This is a genomic window from Streptomyces sp. LN549 (assembly GCF_043203805.1).
Classification (GTDB): domain Bacteria; phylum Actinomycetota; class Actinomycetes; order Streptomycetales; family Streptomycetaceae; genus Streptomyces.
In genome coordinates this window covers 3,130,647-3,150,112 of the sequence record NZ_JAZHRI010000002.1, presented here as the reverse complement: position 1 = coordinate 3,150,112, position 19,466 = coordinate 3,130,647, and the positions used below count along the sequence as shown (strand labels likewise).

The following is a 19,466-nucleotide window of genomic DNA, read 5'->3' as shown; positions in this document are numbered from 1 at the left end:
CGTGGGCTGTGCGTGAGCAAATTGTCACCGAGTGGCGCCTGTGCGGGGCGGTGATGTGCACGGAGAACGAACAAGGCCCCCTCACGCGTGGTGAGGGGGCCTTGACTCTGCGTGCGCCGCCAGGGACTCGAACCCCGGACCCGCTGATTAAGAGTCAGCTGCTCTAACCAACTGAGCTAGCGGCGCCTGCTGACCTGGAGAACTCTACCCGATCTCCGGCTGTGCTCCTGACCATTTCCCCTCCGTCACGGCCTGTCGGATGGTCGTTTTTTCTCTTCTGTCCGTCAAAATGCGATATGTCAGGAGAGTTGAGACACTGACGCCCGTACAGATGCGCCCAAAGATCTTGACGAGTGCGGAGGGAATCGCATGACTGTGCCGGCCTTCGAGGAGTACGTACCTGCCATCGACTGCACCTGTGCGGGATGCGCCGTTCAACGGCGCACCGCAGCCGCGGGACTGCCGACGCGCTATGGAGGACATCCCGCCGCGCACGGCGCGCGGCGGGCGATGGTGCTGGTCACCGCTGCCGGAGTGGTGCTGAGTGCCGGTCTCGCGGAGGCGGCGGGCGCGGCGGCCGACCCGGCCCCCGTGACGGACCCGGGCCAGGCGGCCGACGCGGCCGCGGCGACCGACGTGGCGGCCGCCGGCGTGGCGGCCGTTCCGGTCGAACCGGGGCCGGACAGTCCGCAGGGCGGACCGGGACCGTTGCAGGGTGCGGGAGCCTCGGGACCACCGGCGTCCCAGGCGGGCACGCCCGCGCTGCGCAAGGCCACCCGGGCCGACATCATCAACCGCGCGAAGAAGTGGGTCACCGCGCAGGTCCCCTACAGCATGGAGAAGTACTGGTCGGACGGGTACCGCCAGGACTGCTCCGGCTATGTGTCGATGGCCTGGAACCTGGCCGGCAACGAATGGACCGGCAGCCTCGCCGCCTACGGGACGCGCATCGCCCGGGAGGAACTCCAGCCCGGCGACATCCTGCTCTTCCACAACCCGGCCGACCCCGGGAAGGGCTCTCACGTCACGATCTTCGGCGGCTGGACCGACTACACACATACCCATTACACGGCGTACGAGCAGACCACGCCGCACACCCGCAAGCAGACGACGCCCATGGCGTACTGGACCAACTCGGGCAGCTACGTCGCCTACCGGTACAAGGGGCTGACGACCGGGTCCGGCGGCAGCGACTCGACGAAGACGCTGTTCCCGGGTGCCGGGAAGTTCGGCGCGGGCGCGAAGAACGACTACGTCACCCGGCTCGGCAAGATGCTCGTCGACCGGGGCGGCAAGCGCTTCTACAAGGTCGGGCCCGGCCCCGCTTGGGGCAGCGCGGACCGGCTGGCGACCCAGGCGTTCCAGAAGGCCCAGGGCTGGAAGGGCAGGGAGGCCGACGGCGTCCCCGGCCCCGACACCTGGCGCCTGCTGGTGAGCGGAACCGGCCACGACATCCCCGCCGCGGGCGGCACGGCCGGAAACGGCGGCTCCGCCGAGGTCCCGGCTTTCCCCGGGCGGGGCTATTTCAGGCCGGGTCAGTCCAACAGCCATGTCGACAGGCTCGGCAGACAGTTGGTGAAGAAGGGATACGGCAAGTACTACCTGTCGGGCCCCGACTCTCGGTGGACCGAGGCGGACCGACGCAATGTCGAGGCCTTCCAGAAGGCCCAGGGCTGGCGGGGCACGGAGGCCGACGGCTATCCGGGTCCGGAGACCTGGCGGCGACTCTTCGCGTGACACGACGCACATGACGGAGGCGGGAATGCGATCCACGGTGTCGGACAGCTCCGGGAACCCGGAGAACCTGGAGAACCGGGAGAACCCGGAGTACGGGGAGGAGAGGTACGGGGCGGTCCCGGTACGGGAATGGGTGGGGCCGGACGGAGCGGGCCGGGTGACGGACGCCTGGGCCGCGGCGGGGGAGCGGGCCGGGTCGGGCGGCTGGGCGGCGGAGGACGAGCAGGCCGGTCCTGGCCCGGGTCCGGACGCGGGTCCGGACGCCGGTCCCGGCGTGCCCGCTGCCGGTCCGGCCGAGGTGCCGCCCGGCGCGGTCGAGGTGCCCGACGCGTCCGCGCCCGACGCGCCCGTGCCGGGCAGGGACTCCGTCGTCGACCTCGTGCTCGACCTGGTGCCGGGCGAGGGTGAACGCGCGGGCTCCTCCTTCGGCGCGACCTCGGCTTCGGTGTCGGTTCCGGCGGCGGACCCGGGTCCGTGGCCTGCGCCGACGCCGGTCCCTGATCCGTGGCCTGCCCCGGCGCCGGTCCCTGATCCGTGGCCTGCCCCGGCGCCGGTCCCTGGTCCGTGGCCTGCCCCGGCGCCGGTTCCGGCGGTGGATACGGCGGAGAACGATGCGGTGGCGAAGATGCCGGAGGTGCGAGAGGTGCCGGAAGTGCCTGAGGTGCCTGAGGTGCCTGAGGTACCTCAGGTGCGAGAGGTGCGAGAGGTGCGAGAGGTGCCGGCGGTTTCCGCCCTTGGCCCCGTCCACCGGTCCGCCGACGGACCCGACGCCGGTGGGCCGCCGCTGCGCGACGCCCGGCCGAGCGCCTCGGACCTGGTGCCCGCTCCCGCGCCGGAGGCCGATGCGTCGCCCGGCGGCGATCCGCGGGACGTGGCACGGGCAGCGGCTGCCGAGGCAGGTGTGCTCGTCATGGCGGGGGCCGGATCCGGAACGTACGGGCCGGGAGCCTCCGCCCCCGGAACCGCCGGAACCGCCGGAACCGCCGGAACCGCCGGAACCGCCGGAACCGCCGGAACCCCCGGAACCATCGGAACCACCGGAACCCCCGGAACCACCGGAACCACCGGAACCATTGGAACCTCCGGAACTCACGACGCCTCCGCGTCCGTTCCCGTTCGGGGCGACGCGCCTGACACCGCGGCCGTGCCCGGGCCGGGGCTCGCCCCCGCCTCGCTCTTCCCGGAGTTCACCGGCGAGGACACCGGCGAGTTCCGTACCGACGCCCGTACGGACACCGTCCGGCACCAGGCGGTCATCGCCAACGAGCGCACCGCCTCCATCCCGGTGCACCTGCTCTTCCGCGAGGAGCCCGAGGCCGGGGAGGACGCCACGGCGCTGCCCGTCACCGTCGTACGAAAGGCACCCGGGGGCGAGCAGCCGGCCGGTGTCCGGCGGCCGCCGGTGCCGAGGACTCCGCAGGTGCGGCCCTCGACCCGGCCCGCGCCGGTCGCCGACCCCCGGCTCCACGAGCGGCCCGGACCGGCACTGCCCGGCTGGGTCGCGGTGCTCACCGGACTCGGCGGGATCGCCGCCGGCGGTGGAGTCCTGTGGTGGACCGGGGCGTTGCCGGCCCGGGTGCTGTCGCGGATCGGGGTCGGCCCGCGACCGTTCGACGGACTCGGCTCCGGTGCCTGGGCGGCGCTCGCGCTGCTGGCGACCGTGGTGCTCTTCGCGTTCGGCGGTCTGAGCCGGGGCCGGGTCGGGTACACCTGGGTGCTCACCCTCTTCGGCCGGTACCGGGGCACTGTGCGGCGGACCGGGCTGATGTGGGTCAGCCCGCTGCTGCTGCGGCGCCGGGTCGACGTGCGGCTGCGGCACTGGCGCAGCGAGCCGTTGCCCGCGATGGACGCCAACGGCACCGCCCTGCGGGTCGTCGTCCTCGTCGTGTGGCGGGTCGAGGACACCGTGCGGGCGACGTTGGGGGTCGAGGACCACGAGGAGTATCTGCGCGAGCAGGTCGAGGCGGCCATGGCGCGGGTCCTGTCCCAGCTGCCGGCCGACGCCTTCCACGAGGACGCGCACACCCTGCGCAACGCGGAGGCGGTCGGCGACGCCCTGACCCGGATGCTGAAGGCGGACTGTGAACCGGTCGGCATCGAGGTGTACTCGGCGCAGCCGACCGGAATCGAGTACGCACCGGAGGTGGCGGCGGCCATGCAGCGGCGTCGGATCGCCGCGATCGACGCCAAGCACCGTGACAGCGTGCTGACTTCGGTGGTGGACGCCGTGGACGACACTGTCAACCGGCTCACCGCCCGGGGCCTGGTGGAGCTCGACGACTACGAACGGAAGTCCCTGGTCAAGGACTTGACGGTGGCCTTCTACACCGGCCGCAGTGGTGGTGACAGCGCCTGAGACGTCCTGCCCGGCACCTCGGAGACAACCGGAATCCAGCTCTCATTGGTCTGGACATGTTCATGCTGCGTCAATAATCTAGGACTTGGTCTAGACCGCACAACACGCGCGTAGCAGTGCTCATGGAACCTCCCCCACGTCTCCGAGGAGCGGCAGCAATGCGTAAGAAGACAGGCGCGGCCCTGGTCGGCCTTGCGGTAGCGGGCGTCTCGATGTTCGCGACCAGCACAGCCAGCAGCCACGGCTACACGGACAACCCCATCAGCCGTCAGAAGCTCTGCGCCAACGGCACGGTGACGAACTGCGGCAACATCCAGTGGGAGCCGCAGAGCGTCGAGGGCCCCAAGGGCTTCCCGGCGGCCGGCCCCGCCGACGGTGCGATCTGCTCCGCCGGTCACGGCGAGTTCGCCCAGCTCGACGACCCGCGCGGCGGCAACTGGCCCGCCACCAAGGTCACCGCGGGCCAGGGCTTCAGCTTCCGCTGGCAGTTCACCGCCCGGCACGCCACGACCGACTTCCGCTACTACATCACCAAGAACGGCTGGGACCCCACCAAGCCGCTCAAGAGGTCCGACCTGGAGTCCCAGCCCTTCATGACGGTGCCGTACGGCAATCAGCAGCCGCCGTCGACCCTGACCCAGCAGGGCACCATCCCCACCCAGAAGACCGGGAAGCACATCATCCTGAGCGTCTGGAACATCGCCGACACGGCCAACGCGTTCTACTCGTGCTCGGATGTTCAGTTCTGACGCCTGGTCGGTTACCGTGCGGCGCCATGGGGAGCGCAGGCACCGTCGCGGAGCTCGTACAGCGCCAATGGGGCGACAACCGGCCCGGGTTGAGACATGAGGGCACCGTCCTCAGTCACCACCAGGTCGCCTCGGGTGCTGCCGCACGGGCCGCGCTCCTGGCGGATCTGCTGCCGACGGGCAGCGAACCGCACCTCGGAGTGCTGCTGGACAACACTCCCGAATTCCCGCTGTGGTTGAGCGCGGCGGCCCTGGCCGGGGCCGCCGTCGCGGGCATCAACCCTACCCGCCGCGGCGCCGAGCTGGCCCGCGACATCCTGCACACCGAATGCCGGGTGCTGATCACCGAGCGCGCCCATCTGCCGCTGCTCGACGGCCTCGCCCTGCCGGGCGTACGGGTGCTGGTCACCGACACCGACGCGTACGCCGCGCTTCTCGCCCCCTACGCCGGGGCGCGGCCGGGTGACACGGTCCTGAACCGGCCCGCGCCCGCGACCCGGATGCTGCTGTACTTCACCTCGGGGTCCACCGGTGCGCCCAAGGCAGCGGTCTGCACCCAGGGGCGGCTGGCGGCGGCCGGGCGGTCCCTCGTCGGCCAGTTCGGGATCCTGGGCGAGGACGTCCACTACATCTGCATGCCGATGTTCCACGGGAACGCGGTGATCGCCGACTGGGCCCCCGCCCTGTCCGCCGGGGCCGCCGTCGCGCTGCGCCGCCGCTTCTCCGCGTCCGGATTCCTGGCCGACGTACGCGCGCACGGCGCCACGTACTTCACCTATGTCGGCCGTGCCGTGCAGTATCTGCTGGCCACCCCCGAGCGCCCCGACGACCGCGAGCATCCGCTGCGGCTCGGCTTCGGCACCGAGGCGGGCGCCGCGGACGCGGCCCGCTTCCGGGAGCGCTTCGGGGTGCGCCTGGTCGAGGGGTACGGCTCCTCGGAGGGCGGGGCGGCGATCCAGCGGACGCCTGACACCCCGCCGGGTGCGATCGGCCGGGCGTCGGACCGCGACGACCTCGCGGTCGTCGACCCTTCGAGCGGCCGGGAGCGGGTGGCCGCGGTGTTCGGTGAGGGCGGCCGGCTCATCAACGGGGACCGTGCGATAGGCGAGCTGGTCAACCGCGGCCGGACCCCCTTCGAGGGGTACTGGCGCAACGAGGCGGCGGACGCCGCCCGGGTGCGCGACGGCTGGTACTGGACCGGGGACCTCTTCTTCCGCGACGCCGACGGCTTCCTGTACTTCGCGGGCCGTACGGAGGACCGGCTGCGGGTCGACAGCGAGAACCTGGCCGCCGCGATGATCGAGAACATCCTGGCCCGCTGGACCGACGCGGCGGCCGTGGCCGTCTACGCGGTGCCCGACCCGGTCGCGGGGGACCAGGTCATGGCGGCGCTGGCGCTGAGCGAGGGGGCCCGGTTCGACCCGGAGGCGTTCGCCGCCTTCCTCCGGGGCCAGCCCGACCTGGGGACGAAGATGGCCCCCCGGTTCGTGCGCATCGTCCGGTCGATGCCGGTGACGGCGACGAACAAGGTGCACCGGGTCGGGCTGCGGCGCGAGGGATTCTGGTCCGGGGGACCGCTGTGGTGGAACGGTGCCGGCGGGGCGTACGAACCGTTCGGTGACGGACAACTCGCGTCGCTGATGCGGGAGTACGAGGAGCACGGGCGCCATGACCTGCTGTCCTCACACGGCGGAGGGATCTGAGACGGCCGCCCGCCGCAGATGCGTCACCGCCAGCACGGCCCCCACCAGCAGGAGCAGCCCGCCGGCCACCGAGGCGTACTGCATGCTGTGCACGAAGGCGTCACGCCCGACCGCGATCAGTGAGCCGTCACCGGTGGACAACGCACCCGGCAGCGTCTTGCGGGCCACCTCCGGCGCCGCGCCCGGCATGTCCGCGGTGTAGACCGCGGTCGCCACCGCACCCAGCAGCGCCATCCCCATCGCCCCGCCGAACTCCTGCCCCGTCTCCAGCAGGGAGGCAGCCGAACCCGCCTTCTCCGGCGGGCTGGTGGACATGGCCAGGTCCGAGACGAGCGCCATCACGGTGACGATCCCGCAGCTCAGCACGGCCGAGCCGATGAGCAGGACGGCGAGGGAGTCCGTACCCGACAGGGCGAGGACACCGAATCCGGCGGCGGCGATGACGAAGCCCGCGCAGATCACCCGGGCCCGCTCGGTCCGCTGGGCGATGGCGGTGGCCGCCGGTGCGGCCGCGCCCACCGCCAGCGACGGGGCCAGGCTCCACAGCGCGGCCTCCATCGTGCCCATCCCGAGCACCGACTGCAGGTACTGCGTGGTGAAGAAGGACGCCCCCATCATGGCGAACGCGGCCAGCGCGTTCAGCCCGATCCCGGCGGCGAAGTTCCGGTCGCGGAAGAGGTCCTTGCTGATCAGCGCGTCGGTGCGGCTGTGCTGGCGCCGGACGAAGAACCAGCCGAGGGCGAGCCCGACGGCGACGATCAGGCCGTTGCGCAGGTCCAGCCCCTCGGCGGCGGTCTCCTTGACCCCGTAGACGACCGGCAGCACGGAGCCCATGGACAGGGGCACGCTCAGGAAGTCGAAGCGCCCGGGGTCCGGGTCCTTGAACTCCGGCACCAGCACCGGCACCAGGACCAGCAGCAGCACCATCGCCGGCACGTTGATCAGGAAGACCGAACCCCACCAGAAGTGCTCCAGCATGATGCCGCTGAGCACCGAGCCGAGCGCGATCCCGCCCGCCATGGCACCGGACCAGATGCCGATCGCCCGGCCGCGCTGCTTCTCGTCACTGAACATGTTCCGCACCAGGCCCATGGTCGACGGCATCAGCGTCGCACCGCCGATCCCGAGCAGTGCCCGGGCCGCGATGAGCATCTCGGGGCTGGAGGCGTAGGCGGCGCCGACCGATGCCGTGCTGAAGGCGACCGCGCCGAACATCAGGAGCTTGCGGCGCCCGATCCGGTCGCCGAGCGAGCCCATCGTGATGAGGAGGCCGGCCAGCGCGAAGGCGTACACATCGAAGATCCAGAGCTGCTGCGTGGCGCTGGGTGCGAGGTCCCGGTCGATGGACGGGATCGCGAAGAAGAGGACGGACACGTCCATCGAGACCAGGAGGAGAGGGAGGAGCAGGACCACGAAAGCGGTCCACTCCCGACGGCCGGCGAGATCCCCGGGGGCGGCGGTGGTGCGCGACGAAGTTGGCATGCCAGGAAATATACGAGTGTTTAAAACAGCTGTCTAGTACAGACGTGTAAAACATCTGTACATCACCGCGGGCAGCACAAAACACGCGAGGCGGTCCCCGTTGAACGGAGACCGCCTCGCGTGTTGTCTGTGCGCCGCCAGGGACTCGAACCCCGGACCCGCTGATTAAGAGTCAGCTGCTCTAACCAACTGAGCTAGCGGCGCCTGCTGACTCGAAAATAATACCTGGTCCTCGGGGGTGCTGACGACACGCGTCCACGACCCTGCTGACCTGCGCATTCGTGATCCCGGCGACGTCGTGGCGTCAGTGCGGACGCATGCGGTGCCACATTTGGCTCGTCGTGGCGCCATGGGTGTGCCACTATGGCACCACGAACAAATGAGCCCTCGGTCTCGCGGAGCGAAGGGCTCGCGTCACGTGTGGTGGCTGATCGAGGGGGACAGGTCATGGAAGCAGTACAGGAGGAGCGGCAGTCGGCGGCACCTGCCGCCTTCACCGCCTTCGCCCGCTTCGTGCTCTGCGGCGGCGGAGTGGGAATCGCCTCCAGCTTCGCCGTGGCGGCCTTGGCCTCCTGGATCCCCTGGGCTCTGGCCAACGCCCTGATCACCGTGGTCTCCACGCTCCTCGCCACCGAACTGCACGCCCGATTCACCTTCGGCGCGGGCGGGCGTGCGACCTGGCGTCAGCATGGTCAGTCGGCCGGCTCGGCAGCGGCGGCGTATGCGGTGACCTGCGTGGCGATGTTCGCCCTCCCGCAGCTGGTGGAGTCGCCGGGGGCCGTGCTGGAACAGGTCGTCTACCTGTCCGCCTCCGCACTTGCCGGCGTCGCGCGGTTCGCGGTGCTGCGCCTCGTCGTCTTCGCGCGCAACCGCTCGGTGGCCGCGGCCACCGCCCGTCCCGCGCATGCGGTCGTGGCCCACGCCCTGGTGCCGGCCGATGCCGCGGAGCTCTGCCGCGCCGCCTGACCTGCCGGAGTGGCGGAGGGTGGGGGCTGCCGGTTACGAGACCCTAGAGGGCCAGTGACAGCAGTACCGGCGCCGCCCGCCGGTTCAGCGCGTCCGCCGCCGCACGCAGGCGGTGTGCGTGCTCGACCGGCAGGGACAGTGCCAGGCATCCCGCCGACGACCCCGCCGTCAGCGGCACCGCGGCGCACACCGTGCCGACCGCGTACTCCTGGAGGTCGAGCACCGGCACCGTCGCCGGCTGGCTGTCCAGCTTGGAGAAGAGGACCTTCTCGCTCGTGATCGTCCGCGATGTCAGCCGGGCGATCTTGTGCCGCGAGATGTGGTCGCGCCGCCCGTTCTGGTCGAGCTGGGTCAGCAGGCACTTGCCGATCGCGGACGCGTGCGCCGCCGAGCGGAAGTCCACCCACTCGTTGACCGCGGGCGTTTGCGGGCCGTCGGCGTACTGGGTGACCCGGATCTCGCCGTCCACGTACCGGCTGATGTAGACCGCGGCGCCCACCGAGTCCCGCAGCTGGACCAGCGTCTGCTGGAGCTTGGCCTCCAGGGCCTGTCTGCGGGCCGCGCCGGAGCCGAGGAGCAGCAGCGAGGCGCCGGTGACGTACGCGCCGTCGGTGATCTGCTCGACGTACCCCTCGCGGCGCAGCGTCAGCAGCAGGGAGGCGAGATGCCCGACGGGCAGTCCCGTCTCCCGGGCGATCTGGGTGTCCGTCACGCCGTTGCCGTGCTTGGAGACCGTTTCGAGAACACGAAGGGCGTACTGCACCGAATGGAACGGCGCGGTCGGTTCGGGCTTCAACGCCACGGTTTCCCCCTACCAGGTTGTGACCGCAAGCTCTGCCACCACGATAGCCGCCAAGAGGCCTTTCAGGGGCGGCTGTTGACTACTCGCTGGTGCGCCCCGGTCCCGTAAGCTGGGACGCACCCGTCCGGCATATGCCAGAGTCAAGAGCGATCGACGGATACCGAGGTCACAGCACCGCGTTGAGGAATTCGCGAGTACGTTCGTGTTCGGGATCGGAGAAGATTTTTTCCGGCGAACCCGACTCCACGACCCGCCCGGCATCGAACATCAGCACCTTCTCCGACACGTCCCGGGCGAAATTCATCTCGTGGGTCACGCAGAGCATGGTGATGTCGGTGTTCCTGGCGATGTCGCCCAGCAGTTCAAGCACCCCCGCCACGAGTTCCGGGTCGAGCGCGGACGTCACCTCGTCCAGGAGCAGGATCTCCGGCTCCATCGCCAGCGCCCGCGCGATCGCGACCCGCTGCTGCTGGCCGCCGGAGAGCTGGGAGGGGTGCGCGTCGACCTTCCCGGAGAGACCGACGAGGTCGAGCAGCTCCCGCGCCCGGGTCTCCGCCTTGTCGCGGTCCATGCCGAGGACGTTGACGGGCGCCTCGGTGATGTTCTGCAGCACCTTCATGTTCGGGAAGAGGTTGAACTGCTGGAAGACCATCCCGATCTTCTTCCGCGCCTCGCGCAGATGCTTCTCGGACGCAGGCTTCAGCGAGCCGTCCGGCGCCCGCATGTGCGACAGCGGATCGCCGTTGATCCGGATCACGCCGTCGCTGACCTTCTCCAGCGTCATCAGCAGCCGCAGGATCGTGGTCTTGCCCGAACCGCTGGGCCCGATCAGGGTGACGTGCTCGCCGCGCTCGACCTCGAAGTCCAGCTGGTCGAGGACGACATGGTCGCCGTACCGCTTGACGACCTTGTCGAAGCGGACCAGCGGGTGTCCGGTGCTCCGGGGGGCGGGGATCGCGACGACGTCCTCGGGGGCCGTGGCCGCGGTCTTCTGCAGGGGGAGAGGTTCAGTGGCCAAGGCGCTTCTCCAGCTTTCTCATCAGGAGTGACGTGGGATAGCTCGCGACCAGGAAGACCAGTCCGGCGAGCGTGAACACCTCGGTGTACGCGAAGTGGTCACCTCCGTACTTACGGGCTTCGAAGACCATTTCCTGCACCGTGATCACGGCGAGGAACGGGGTCTCCTTGAACATCGAGATCGCGTAGTTCCCGAGCGCGGGCAGCACGTTGCGCACCGCCTGCGGCAGGATCACGGCCTGCCAGGTCCGCCGGGCCGGCAGCGACAGCGCCCGGCAGGCCTCCCACTGGCCCTTCGGCACCCCGTCGATCCCGGCTCGGTACACCTCCGAGGTGTACGTGGCGTAGTGGATTCCCAGCACCACGATGCCGATGGTCAGCGGCTCCACCGAAGTGAACAGCGCGGCCGAGCCCACCAGCTGGACCAGCAGCGGGGTGGAGCGGATGAACTCCATCACCACCTTCACCGGCACGGTCACGAACCGGGTGGGGGCCCGCCCGGCGACCGCGATCGCCAGCCCGAGCACCGCGGCGACGAGCGTTCCGAGCACCGTGGCGAGCAGGGTGACCTTGAAGCCCTGGAGGACCAGGGGCAGCGCCTCGCCGGCCGCGTTCCAGTCGAATCCTTCGTTCACCGGGCACCTCCGGCGGCCGGGGCGGTCACGGCACTGCGGGACCTGAGCAGGCTTCCCCCGCCGCTCGCCAGGCCGAGCCGTCGCTTGGCGGACCGTTCCAGCAGGTTCATCAGCAGGGTCAGCGCGTAGGCCAGCACGAAGTAGCAGGCCAGCAGGGTCACATACGCGGTGAGAGTCTCACCCGTACGGCTGCGCAGCTTCTCGATCGTGGTCATCAGATCGGCCGCCGAGATCAGCCACAGCAACGGCGTGCACTTCAGCAGCTGGATGAAGAGGTTGGTGAAGGACGGGATCATCTGCACCCACGCCTGCGGAAGGATCACCTTGCGCATCCGGTGCAGAGGCGTCATGTTCAGCGCGACCGCCGCCTCGTACTGGGCCCGCGGTACGGAGTTGATGGCACCGCGCACCACCTCGGCGCCGTATGCGCCGTAGTTGAGGCCGAAGGCGACGACACCGCAGAGCAGCGGCGTCAGCTCGTACCCCGTCAGCGGTGGCATCGCGTAGTAGAGCCAGAACAGCTGGACGTACAGCGACGTGCCGCGGAAGAACTCCACGACCACGCGCGAGACGCCGCGCGAGACCAGCTGCCGGCTGATCGACATCAGGCCGAGGACGAACGACAGGAACAGCGCCAGCAGTGCGCCCAGGACGGTGGCCTCCAGGGTCACCCACAGGCCCGAGCGCAGCTGTGGCAGATCGTCGGCGAAGGCCGAGAAGAAATCACTCATGCGGTGGGTTCCGTCCCTGTCAGCCCTTGCACAGATCAGCCGTCTTCAGCGTGGCCGGCGGGAGCTCGGTGGCCCCGAAGCCGTAGTCCCGCAGCAGCTCCACATAGCGCGACCTGTCGGAGACGATCTTCTTCAGCTCGCGGTTGAAGGCGTCCCGCAGCTCCTCGTTGCCCTTGCGGAAGACGGCGCCGCCGGGGCTGTACTGCTTCACCCCGTCGAGCTCCGGCAGGAAGGCCTCGGTCACCTCGGTGTCCGGGTTGGTCTTCGCCAGCCAGCGCAGCGAGATGCCCGTCAGCAGGAACGCGTCGACCCGGCCGCCCTTGACCGCGTCCGCGCCGTCCTGCGGCTTCTGCAGCGACTTGATCCTGCCCTTGGCTATCCCCGCACCCTCGGCGTACGAGCCCTCGACCGCGCCCGCCATCACGCCGACGGTGATCCCGGCGGCCTTCGCGGACGCCAGGTCGGTGACCTTCTTCGGGTTGCCCTTCTTCACCATCAGCGCCGTCGGCGAGATGAACTCCGGCTCCGAGAAGAGGGCGTTGGCGCAACGCTCGGGGGTGATCGCCATACCGGCGCTGACCACGTCGTACTTGCCGGCCTGCAGGCCCGGGATCAGCCCGTCCCATTCGGAGAGCGTCGGGCGCAGTTCGTCCACGCCGAGCGCCTTGAAGATCTCCCGGTGCAGGGCGGGCGCCTCGCCCTTGAGCTCCTTGCCCTCCATGTAGCCGTACGGGGCCTCGTCGGCGTACGCGACCCGGACGAATCCCTGCTTGCGGAGCTTGTCGAGCGCCCCCTCGCCGTCCGCGGAGTCGGCGCCGGTCTTGCTGCACGCGGCCAGCAGGCCGGGGACGACGAGCAGACCGCCCACGGCTGCCGATCGGTTGAGAAAGCCCCGGCGGGACAGGTTCGGGAAGTCAGCCATGGTTCGCAATCTCCTGAAGGGGTCGAACAGTCCGGACAGGGTTGGCGCCTGCCCGATCCCGTACGTCTATGCAGGAAGCGGCCGCATGTAACCGAACGGTGGCCGGAGGGTGACCTTCCCGTGTCCGACTGCGGGCGGAGTGCAACGGGCCGTGTGCGCGGCGTATCGCGTTGCGGGGTGCGGTGAATGACGGGGTGTTATCCGCAGATGTCCGTCATGGGGCAGTGAAGTGGGGCGCGGAAGGCCTGGGTTGAGGTCACGCTTCCTTGTCCGTTCCCGGGATGTAGCCGAGCCGCTTGTCCACTGCGTTCGGCAACGGCTCCCCGGTCGCCCACCGTTCGTACATCGCGACGAACTGCTCGCCCAGCCGGTCACGCCAGCCGGCCGCGTCCCCGCTCATGTGCGGCGACACGATCAGGCCGGGCACGTCCCACAGCGGGCTGTCCGGGCCGAGGGGCTCCCGCTCGAACACGTCGAGCGCCGCCCCCGCGATCCACCGCTTGCGCAATGCATCGACGAGATCGTCCTCGACCACCATCGGGCCGCGCCCCACGTTGATGAACCGGGCCGAGGGCTGCATCAGCCCGAAGAACCGGCTGTCGAACATGCCGCGCGTCTGCGGGGTCAGCGGCGCCGCGCAGATCACCCAGTCGGCCCGGGCGGTCAGCCGGTCCAGATCGCCGGCCCCGTGGATCGTGCGCCGGGGCGTGCGTCCCACCAGCGCCACCTCGACGCCGAGCGCCATCAGCAGGCGGGTGATCTCGCGCCCGACCGGACCGGCGCCGACGACCACCGCACGGGACCCGGCGACCCGGGCGGTGTCGCGGTGGCGCCACCGCCGGCGCCCCTGGAGCGCCAGGGTGCCCGGAAGGTCCTTGGCGAACGCCAGCACGAGGCCCGCCACGTACTCGGACATCGGCTGCTCGAAGACGCCCCGCGCGTTGGTCACCACGGTGTCGCTGTCCACCAGCTCCGGGCAGAGCAGCCGGTCCACGCCCGCACTCGCCGTGTGCACCCAGAGGGGGCGCGGCCCGCCGCCGGGCCAGGCGGCGCGTACCGCGTCCGAGGCCAAGTCCCAGACCAGCAGGACGTCGGCGTGCGGGAGGGCCCCGGCCAGACCGGCCCCGTCCGTGTACCGCACCCGCACCCGCCCGGTCAGCGCGCCGAGGCGGGGCGGCGGATCGGCGTCCAGGACGAGCAGGACGGGCTCCGGCATGGGGGTGGTTCCTCCGCGTCGGCTGGGGTCGGCTGAGGCTGCGGACGCACCACGCTCGCAGCCGCACCCCACCCCGTCAACAGGCCGGAGCGGTGACCGGGGCGGATGGGGGAATACTGGATGAGAAGCGGGGAAACGGGTCAGTGTCGCGGGTCGCCTGCCGCGACCGTTGCCGCACTGGACATCAGTACAGGTTGCCGCACTGGACATCAGTACAGGAAGGGTGGACATGACGACCGTCGGATTCCTCTACCCGGGCCACTTCGCGGAGGACGACTACCCGCGCATGGAGATCCTGCTCGACAGCACCATCAGGCTCGTCGTCCGGCACACCGAGAGCCCCGACGACGCCTACCGCGAGGACGCCCTGCGCGAGCTCGGCGCCCCGGGCCGGCTCGCCGCCGGTGTCGAGGAGCTCCAGCGCTCCGGGGTCCAGTCCGTCGTCTGGGCCTGCGACGGCGGTAGCTTCCTGTACGGCCCGCAGGGCGCCCGCGACCAGGTCATGGCCGTGGCGCGGGCGGCGGGCGTCCCCGCCTCCAGCACCTCCATCGGCTTCGTCCACGCCGTACGGAAGCTGGGCGCCAACCGGGTCGCGGTCGCCGCGACCTACCCCGAGGACATCGCCACGCACTTCACCGCGTTCCTCCGGGCCGCGGGCATGGAGGTGGTCGCCACCCACGCTGCGGGCGTGGCCGGCGCTGCCGAGGCCGCGGTCTGGGGGTTCGACCGGGTGAAGGAGCTGGCCGCCGCGGCGGACCGGCCCGAGGCGGACGCCGTCCTGCTGCCGGACACGGCCCTGCACACCGTCGCCCACCTCGCCGAACTGGAGGAGTTCCTCGGCAAACCCGTCCTCACCGCGAACCAGGTGGCAGCCCGGGAGGCCCTGCGGCTGGCCGACCGCCCCGCCTGGGCGCCCCGGCTCGGCACCCTCTTCGAGGCCCGCGAATCGCCGCCGGCCCCGGTGGAGTGGGGGAGCGGACGGTCGTACGCGCACGGCAACCGGTCGTGACGGAGGGCCCCTCCCGGGAATAAGCGGAGTCGACCTCCTGTTGGTGTGCTGCGGACCGAAGGACAGCTGAGCACCACCGGAGAGGCCAGGACGTGGACGAGATTCGAGGCGACGAGATCCGTGGCAAGGCGGAGGGGACGGCACCCGTGCCCCTCTCGGTCCTTGATCTCGTGACCGTGGGCCAGGGCCGCACCGCGACCCAGGCCCTGCGTACCGGTGTCGAGATCGCACAGCTTGCCGAGCGCCGCGGCTTCCACCGCTACTGGGTCGCCGAGCACCACTCCATGCCCGGCGTCGCCTCCTCCTCACCGGCCGTGATCCTGGCCCACACCGCCGCCCGTACCGATCGCATCCGGCTCGGCTCGGGCGGCGTCATGCTGCCCAACCACGCCCCGCTCGTCATCGCCGAACAGTTCGGCACGCTGGAGGCCATGGCCCCCGGCCGCATCGACCTCGGCCTCGGCCGCGCCCCCGGCACGGACGGCGCCACGGCTGCCGCCCTGCGCCGCACCGAACGGCTCAACGAGGGTGCCGACGACTTCCCGCAGCAGCTCATGGAGCTGACGCGCTTCCTGGACGACGACTTCCCCGACGGCCACCCCTACGCCCGCATCCACGCGGTCCCCGGCCCCGTCCAGGCCACCTCCGAAGGCGGCGTCCAGTCCCCGGCCCGCCCGCCGCTGTGGCTGCTCGGCTCCTCCGGCTTCAGCGCCCGGCTGGCGGGCATGCTCGGCCTGCCCTTCGCGTTCGCCCACCACTTCTCGGCCCAGAACACCGTGCCCGCCCTGGAGCTGTACCGGGAGTCCTTCAAGCCGTCCGCGGTGCTGGACGCCCCGTACGCCCTGATCGGCGTCGCCGCCCTGGCCGCCGACGACGAGCGTGAGGCCCGCCGCCAGGTCCTGACCGGCGCCCTGTCGATGCTCCGCCTGCGCTCGGGCCGCCCCGGCCTGGTCCCGACGCCCGAGGAGGCGGAGGCGTACGCCTTCAGCCCGATGGAGCGGGAGTTCGTCGACAGCTGGCTCGTCAACATCGTCCACGGCACCGCGGACGAGGTCCGCACCGGCCTCGACGACCTGGCCAAGCGCACCGGCGCCGACGAACTGATGATCACCGCCAACGCCCACAGCGGCGAAGCCCGCCTGCGCAGCTACGACCTCATCGCGGACGCGTACGGCCTGCCGGGGGCCTGACGGCCTTCGAGCCTCAAGCAGCTCGAAGCGCTGCTCGGCGTCACGCTGTTCACCCGGTCCCGAGCCGGTATGACGCTCACCGAAGCGGGTGCCGCGCTCGCCGGATCGGTCCCCGCAGTCCTCGATTCCTGGGGCTCCGCCCTGCGTACGGCCAAGGGCGCCGCCGCCCGCGCCGACCGGGTGCTGCGCATCGGCTTCGTCGCGAGCGGGGCCGACGAACTGACGCAGCAGATCATCGCCGCCTTCGCCCGGCGCCGGCCGGGCTGGCGGGTCCAGCTGCACCAGACCGCCTGGGACGACCCGACGGCCGGACTGGCGGCCGGTGACTCCGACGCCGCGCTGCTGAGGCTGCCGTTCCCGGGACAGGAGGCGCTGGACGTCGAAGTGCTGATCACCGAGGACCGTTGGGTGGCGCTGCCCGCGGGCCACCGCCTCGCCGGCCAGGAGGTGATCGCGTTCGCCGACCTCTTCGACGAACCGTTCGTGGCCACCCCGGAGGAGTCCGGCTGGTGGCGCGAGTACTGGCTGGCCTCGGACGAACGGGACGGGCACCCGGTGACGGTGGGAGCCGTCGCCCACAACCCCGACGAATGGCTGAACGCGATCGCCAACGGTTACGGCGTCAGCCTCACCCCGGAGGCCACGTCCCGCTTCTACCGGCGCCCCGACGTGGTCTACCGCCCGGTCAGCGGCGTCAGCCCGTCCCGGGTGGGAGTGGCGTGGCCGCGTACCCCGGTCGTTCCGGACGCGGTGCGGGACTTCGTACGCGGCTGCGTGGAGCTGCGGCCGGGCGCGGGAACCGGTCCCACGGCGGCGGGCTGACCGCCGCGCGGGCGGGGCCTGCCTTCGGGGCCCGGGCGGGCCGGGGCCGCTCAGGCCTTCAGCGCCCGTGCGCCGAGCAGTTCCGCGATGGCTTCCGGCGCGACCGCGCGGGAGTAGAGCCAGCCCTGTCCGGTGTCGCAGCCGATCCGCCGCAGCCGTTCCGCCTGGCCGGCCGTCTCCACGCACTCCGCGGTGACGGTCAGGCCCAGCCGGTGGGCCAGCTGGACCATGGCCTCGACGATGGTCTCGTCGGCGGGGCTGGGATGCGTGCCGTCCTCGTACCGGAAACCGCGGACGAAGGCGCCGTCCAGCTTCAGTACGGAGACCGGCAGGCGGCTCAGATAGGCGAGGTTGGAGTAGCCGGTACCGAAGTCGTCGATGGCGATCCGGACCCCCATGTCGCTGAGCGACTGCAGGGCCTGCAACGGCCGGCCCGCCGACCCCATCACCGCGGACTCGGTCAGCTCCAGTTGCAGCAGCGCCGGGTCCAGACCGGTCTCCGCGAGGATCTCCGCGACATCGGTGACCAGGTCGGAGTCCCAGACCTGCCGGACGGCGACATTGACGCTGATGAACAGCGGCGGCTCGTCCGGGTGGTCGAGCTGCCACTGCCTGGCCTGCCGGCAGGCCGCCCGCAGCACCCACCGGCCGAGCTGCACGATCGAGCCGTCCTCCTCGGCGATCGCGACGAACCGATTCGGCGAGAGCAGGCCGAACTGAGGGTGGTTCCAGCGCACCAGCGCCTCCACACCTCGTACGACACCGTCGGCCATGCAGACCAGTGGCTGGTACTCGATGGTGAACTCACCGCGTTCGACCGCCGGGCGGAGATTGGACGACAGGGCCTGGCGGGTCATCCGGTGGGCATTGCGTTCGGGGTCGAAGAGGGTCCAGCGGGCCTTGCCGTCCGCCTTCGCCCAGTACAGCGTCGTATCCGCCGCCTGCATCAGACCCGTGGCCGAGGTACCCGCGACGGGCCGCTCCACCACGCCGATCGACGCCGAGACCGAGAGCCGCTGACCTGCCAGGTCGAAGGGCTGCTGCAACGCGGCGAGCACCGTGCGGGCGAGTTCGGTCAGCTGCTGCGTACCGGTGGACTCCTCGACCAGGATCGCGAACTCGTCCCCGCCCAGGCGCGCCACGAGATGGGCGCCGGTGGGGTGCGGGCCCTCCTGCTCGGCGCAGTCCGTGAGCCGGGCGGCCACTGCGGCCAGCAGCCGGTCACCGATCCGGTGTCCCAGGGTGTCGTTGACGGCCTTGAAGCCGTCCAGATCGAGGTAGCAGAGCCCGATCCGGCCCCGCCCCGGCATGCTGTCGTCCTGGTACGGCGCCGTCTCCAGGACCGCCGAGAGCCGCTCGAAGAACAGTGTCCGGTTGGGCAGCCGGGTCACCGGGTCGTGCATCTGGAGGTGGCGCAGCCGTTTCTGGAGCTCGCGCCGGTCGCTGACGTCGGCGACGGAGAGCAGGACCTGGCCGGGTGCGGCCCCGTCCCCCTGCTCCGGTGCTGCGGCCATCGGCACGACGGTGATCTCCGCCCACAGCGAGCGCCCGTCGGGGTGCTTGAGCCGTCGCGTGCAGCGGAAGCGGGAGCGCCGGCCGTGCAGCACCTCGCGGTACGCGTGCCAGGTTCGGCCGTCCGCGGCGAGGTCGACCAGATCGGATGCCGACTGGGCGGTCAGTGCCGCCGCGCCGACACCCGTCAGTGCGGCCAGTGCCTCGTTGGCGGTGACGATCAGGCCCTCGTGGTCGACGACGGCCATCGGGAGCGCGGCAGCCCGGAACGCGGCCCGGTAGTCGTGCGTCTCGGTGGGGTCCCCGGCGGACGGCCACGCCTCGTCACGTTCCGTGACGGATGGCGGTGGGGAAGAGAGTGCTGTGCCTGCCGCGGGCCTGGGCCCTTCGGAGGTTCCGCTCACCGTTCGCTCCCGCCGTGCAGTTCTGTCCCGGACACCTCTGGTCGGACTGGCCCGCCGCGTGGAGCGCCGTCGTCAGAGGCGGAAACCGCGCAGGAAAGCGAGGTGAAGCATAGAGGCTGGCACCTCGGCCGTTCCAGCGCCCCGACCGTTGGGGGCCCCGCGTCCGCTGCACTTGAGCCATTCGCGGGGTGATCCGGTTTGCCCGCGACTGAT

At 71.2% G+C, this 19,466-nt stretch carries 15 protein-coding genes, 2 tRNA genes and 1 pseudogene; 8 read left to right on the top strand and 10 right to left on the bottom strand.

The features are described from left to right. Window positions 1-112 precede the first annotated feature (112 nt). A tRNA-Lys gene (locus SH922_RS14075) sits at window positions 113-186 on the bottom strand. Window positions 187-369: 183 nt separating this feature from the next. Here SH922_RS14075 and SH922_RS14070 point away from each other — a divergent pair. The 4 genes from SH922_RS14070 to SH922_RS14055 all read left to right on the top strand — a co-directional run bounded on the left by SH922_RS14070 (window position 370) and on the right by SH922_RS14055 (window position 6,545). Next, window positions 370-1,737, top strand: coding sequence for a peptidoglycan-binding protein (locus tag SH922_RS14070; protein ID WP_393058305.1), 1,368 nt, complete (start codon window positions 370-372; stop codon window positions 1,735-1,737). Between the two features lie 25 nt (window positions 1,738-1,762). Continuing rightward, complete coding sequence (locus tag SH922_RS14065; protein WP_393058304.1) at window positions 1,763-4,093, top strand: SPFH domain-containing protein; 2,331 nt, start codon at window positions 1,763-1,765, stop codon at window positions 4,091-4,093. 158 nt (window positions 4,094-4,251) lie between these two features. Continuing rightward, window positions 4,252-4,842 carry a lytic polysaccharide monooxygenase gene (locus SH922_RS14060; protein ID WP_393058303.1) on the top strand — a complete coding sequence of 197 codons (591 nt, stop codon included), beginning with the start codon at window positions 4,252-4,254 and terminating at the stop codon, window positions 4,840-4,842. A gap of 26 nt (window positions 4,843-4,868) precedes the next feature. Beyond that, window positions 4,869-6,545, top strand: a complete 1,677-nt coding sequence (locus SH922_RS14055; protein WP_393058302.1) for an AMP-binding protein — start codon at window positions 4,869-4,871, stop codon at window positions 6,543-6,545. Here SH922_RS14055 and SH922_RS14050 read toward each other — a convergent pair. Continuing rightward, on the bottom strand, window positions 6,525-8,027 hold the full coding sequence (locus SH922_RS14050; protein ID WP_393058301.1) for an MFS transporter: 1,503 nt from the start codon (window positions 8,025-8,027) through the stop codon (window positions 6,525-6,527). The genes SH922_RS14055 and SH922_RS14050 overlap by 21 nt on opposite strands. Window positions 8,028-8,157: 130 nt before the next feature. Continuing rightward, window positions 8,158-8,231: transfer RNA gene (locus SH922_RS14045), tRNA-Lys, on the bottom strand. Between the two features lie 243 nt (window positions 8,232-8,474). On the opposite strand from SH922_RS14045, the gene SH922_RS14040 reads away from it, so the two are divergent. Continuing rightward, the gene (locus SH922_RS14040) at window positions 8,475-8,993 is read left to right on the top strand and encodes a hypothetical protein (protein ID WP_393058300.1); all 519 of its coding nucleotides are present in this window, start codon (window positions 8,475-8,477) and stop codon (window positions 8,991-8,993) included. Between the two features lie 43 nt (window positions 8,994-9,036). Here the strand turns inward: SH922_RS14040 and SH922_RS14035 are convergent, their stop codons facing one another. The 6 genes from SH922_RS14035 to SH922_RS14010 form a co-directional block, all read right to left on the bottom strand. Then, a complete protein-coding gene (locus SH922_RS14035; protein ID WP_393058299.1) occupies window positions 9,037-9,795 on the bottom strand; it encodes an IclR family transcriptional regulator in 759 nt (252 codons plus the stop codon). 166 nt (window positions 9,796-9,961) lie between these two features. Next, complete coding sequence (gene ehuA / locus SH922_RS14030) at window positions 9,962-10,813, bottom strand: ectoine/hydroxyectoine ABC transporter ATP-binding protein EhuA (protein ID WP_393058298.1); 852 nt, start codon at window positions 10,811-10,813, stop codon at window positions 9,962-9,964. After that, window positions 10,803-11,447 carry an ectoine/hydroxyectoine ABC transporter permease subunit EhuD gene (gene ehuD / locus SH922_RS14025; RefSeq protein WP_393058297.1) on the bottom strand — a complete coding sequence of 215 codons (645 nt, stop codon included), beginning with the start codon at window positions 11,445-11,447 and terminating at the stop codon, window positions 10,803-10,805. The genes ehuA and ehuD overlap by 11 nt, the downstream gene beginning before the upstream one ends. Continuing rightward, window positions 11,444-12,178, bottom strand: coding sequence for an ectoine/hydroxyectoine ABC transporter permease subunit EhuC (gene ehuC, locus SH922_RS14020; protein ID WP_393058296.1), 735 nt, complete (start codon window positions 12,176-12,178; stop codon window positions 11,444-11,446). The genes ehuD and ehuC overlap by 4 nt, the downstream gene beginning before the upstream one ends. Before the next feature lie 19 nt (window positions 12,179-12,197). Continuing rightward, the gene (gene ehuB / locus SH922_RS14015) at window positions 12,198-13,100 is read right to left on the bottom strand and encodes an ectoine/hydroxyectoine ABC transporter substrate-binding protein EhuB (protein WP_393058295.1); all 903 of its coding nucleotides are present in this window, start codon (window positions 13,098-13,100) and stop codon (window positions 12,198-12,200) included. A 256-nt stretch (window positions 13,101-13,356) separates the two neighbouring features. Further along, window positions 13,357-14,316, bottom strand: a complete 960-nt coding sequence (locus tag SH922_RS14010) for a D-2-hydroxyacid dehydrogenase (protein ID WP_393058294.1) — start codon at window positions 14,314-14,316, stop codon at window positions 13,357-13,359. Between the two features lie 229 nt (window positions 14,317-14,545). On the opposite strand from SH922_RS14010, the gene SH922_RS14005 reads away from it, so the two are divergent. The 3 genes and pseudogenes from SH922_RS14005 to SH922_RS13995 all read left to right on the top strand — a co-directional run. After that, complete coding sequence (locus SH922_RS14005; protein ID WP_393058293.1) at window positions 14,546-15,325, top strand: decarboxylase; 780 nt, start codon at window positions 14,546-14,548, stop codon at window positions 15,323-15,325. A 92-nt stretch (window positions 15,326-15,417) separates the two neighbouring features. Next, on the top strand, window positions 15,418-16,515 hold the full coding sequence (locus SH922_RS14000; protein WP_393058292.1) for an LLM class flavin-dependent oxidoreductase: 1,098 nt from the start codon (window positions 15,418-15,420) through the stop codon (window positions 16,513-16,515). A 12-nt stretch (window positions 16,516-16,527) separates the two neighbouring features. After that, window positions 16,528-17,337, top strand: a pseudogene (locus SH922_RS13995) (LysR family transcriptional regulator); the annotation flags it as partial. Between the two features lie 50 nt (window positions 17,338-17,387). Here SH922_RS13995 and SH922_RS13990 read toward each other — a convergent pair. Further along, a complete protein-coding gene (locus tag SH922_RS13990) occupies window positions 17,388-19,253 on the bottom strand; it encodes a putative bifunctional diguanylate cyclase/phosphodiesterase (RefSeq protein WP_393058291.1) in 1,866 nt (621 codons plus the stop codon). Window positions 19,254-19,466: the final 213 nt, after the last annotated feature.

Excerpts from the sequence above, each read along its gene's own strand:
- SH922_RS14050 (WP_393058301.1), bottom strand. The coding sequence starts at position 8,027 with ATGCCAACTTCGTCGCGCACCACCGCCGCCCCCGGGGATCTCGCCGGC.
- SH922_RS14055 (WP_393058302.1), top strand. The coding sequence starts at position 4,869 with ATGGGGAGCGCAGGCACCGTCGCGGAGCTCGTACAGCGCCAATGGGGC.
- SH922_RS14005 (WP_393058293.1), top strand. The coding sequence starts at position 14,546 with ATGACGACCGTCGGATTCCTCTACCCGGGCCACTTCGCGGAGGACGAC.
- SH922_RS14040 (WP_393058300.1), top strand. The coding sequence starts at position 8,475 with ATGGAAGCAGTACAGGAGGAGCGGCAGTCGGCGGCACCTGCCGCCTTC.
- ehuC (WP_393058296.1), bottom strand. The coding sequence starts at position 12,178 with ATGAGTGATTTCTTCTCGGCCTTCGCCGACGATCTGCCACAGCTGCGC.
- SH922_RS14070 (WP_393058305.1), top strand. The coding sequence starts at position 370 with ATGACTGTGCCGGCCTTCGAGGAGTACGTACCTGCCATCGACTGCACC.
- SH922_RS14010 (WP_393058294.1), bottom strand. The coding sequence starts at position 14,316 with ATGCCGGAGCCCGTCCTGCTCGTCCTGGACGCCGATCCGCCGCCCCGC.
- SH922_RS14060 (WP_393058303.1), top strand. The coding sequence starts at position 4,252 with ATGCGTAAGAAGACAGGCGCGGCCCTGGTCGGCCTTGCGGTAGCGGGC.
- SH922_RS14065 (WP_393058304.1), top strand. The coding sequence starts at position 1,763 with ATGCGATCCACGGTGTCGGACAGCTCCGGGAACCCGGAGAACCTGGAG.
- ehuB (WP_393058295.1), bottom strand. The coding sequence starts at position 13,100 with ATGGCTGACTTCCCGAACCTGTCCCGCCGGGGCTTTCTCAACCGATCG.